The organism is Amycolatopsis acidicola (assembly GCF_007713735.2).
Classification (GTDB): domain Bacteria; phylum Actinomycetota; class Actinomycetes; order Mycobacteriales; family Pseudonocardiaceae; genus Amycolatopsis_E; species Amycolatopsis_E acidicola.
In genome coordinates this window covers 1-1,209 of sequence record NZ_VMNW02000191.1, presented here as the reverse complement: position 1 = coordinate 1,209, position 1,209 = coordinate 1, and the positions used below count along the sequence as shown (strand labels likewise).

2 protein-coding genes are annotated in these 1,209 nt (G+C 70.7%); both read right to left on the bottom strand.

Going from position 1 to position 1,209, the window contains the following annotated elements:
- Positions 1–1,061 (bottom strand): alpha/beta hydrolase (locus tag FPZ12_RS45375; protein WP_144762676.1); only part of this gene is annotated, 1,061 nt, incomplete at its 3' end.
- A partial coding sequence (locus tag FPZ12_RS47185; protein WP_166463130.1) for an amino acid--tRNA ligase-related protein occupies positions 1,058–1,209 on the bottom strand: 152 nt, incomplete at its 5' end. The genes FPZ12_RS45375 and FPZ12_RS47185, both read right to left, overlap by 4 nt.

Sequence of the window (1,209 nt, the reverse complement as noted above, 5' to 3'; positions counted from 1 at the left end):
CCCCCACCCAGCCCCAACCGCGCCGCCAGCCACGGCAGGGAATCCGCGAATGCCTGGCGCCACACGAAAAAGCTGTGGTCCCCGCCCGGCAGGACGGTGAGCCTGGCGTCCATCCCAGCGGCCTCGGCGAGCGGCTCGAGCTGCCGCGCGGCGGAGAGCGGGGCGTCATCGGCATCGCCGGTCTCGAACCAGGCGCCGAGGCCGGGAAAGCGCTGGTGCGTCAGGAGCCAGGCGGGTTCATGGGCGCGGAAGTCCGCGACCGAACCCCCGAACAGGGCCGGAACCGTGTCGCCGAGCGAGTTGTCGTCCCCGGTGCGCGGGCCGAGCAGGCCGCTGTAGTCGGCGAAGCTGCCGAACTCGCTGCTGTGCCGCAGAACCATCGTCGCGGCGCAGGTACCGCCCTCGGACAGGCCCGCCATCGCCCAGTGCCGTCCTGGCGGCTGAGTGGCGAACCGGGCACGGATGAAACCGGGCAGGTCCTTGTCCAGATAGGTCTCGACGGCGCCGGTGCATTCGGTGTCGGCGTCGAAGGACCCGTTGATGTCGGGCATCACCACGATCGGCGCCACCCCGTGGTGCGCCGCGGCCCACGCGTCGAGTGTGACCGCCGCGCCGCCACCGTCGAGCCAGTCGCCGGGCGATCCCGGAGTTCCGTGTAGGAGCAGCACCACCGGCAATTTGGGCCTGGGCTGGGAAAACCAGGCGGGCGGCACGTAGACCTGGGCGCTCCGCGCCGCGAATTTCGAGACCCGGCCCGGGATGCCGATGCCGATCACCACCCCGTTCCCGGGCACCCGCGAGAGGTCCAGATCCTTCAGCGAGGCGGCGTCCGGCCCGGGCAAGCCGACCGCCTGACCGAAGGTGAGGTAGTAGCCGTAGCTGGCGTTGACGGCGGCGGCGACGTTGGCGAGCACGAGCAGCCCCGCGAGCACAGCCACCCCGATCTTGAGCGCCCGCCGCCGGAGGAACCACACGACGAGTCCACAAAGGACGGCGGCGGCCAGCAGCAGGATCCGGACGGGCCACCAGTCGGTCAGCGAGAGCTCGGCGATGGTGGTCACGATTTGGTCCTGGTGAAGGGGAAAGTGATGGTCTGGCGGATGGTGGTGCCGGTGAGCATCATGATCAGCCGGTCGATGCCGAGCCCGAGCCCGCCGGTCGGGGGCATGCCGTGTTCGAGCGCGGTGAGGAAGTCCTCGTCGAGTTCCA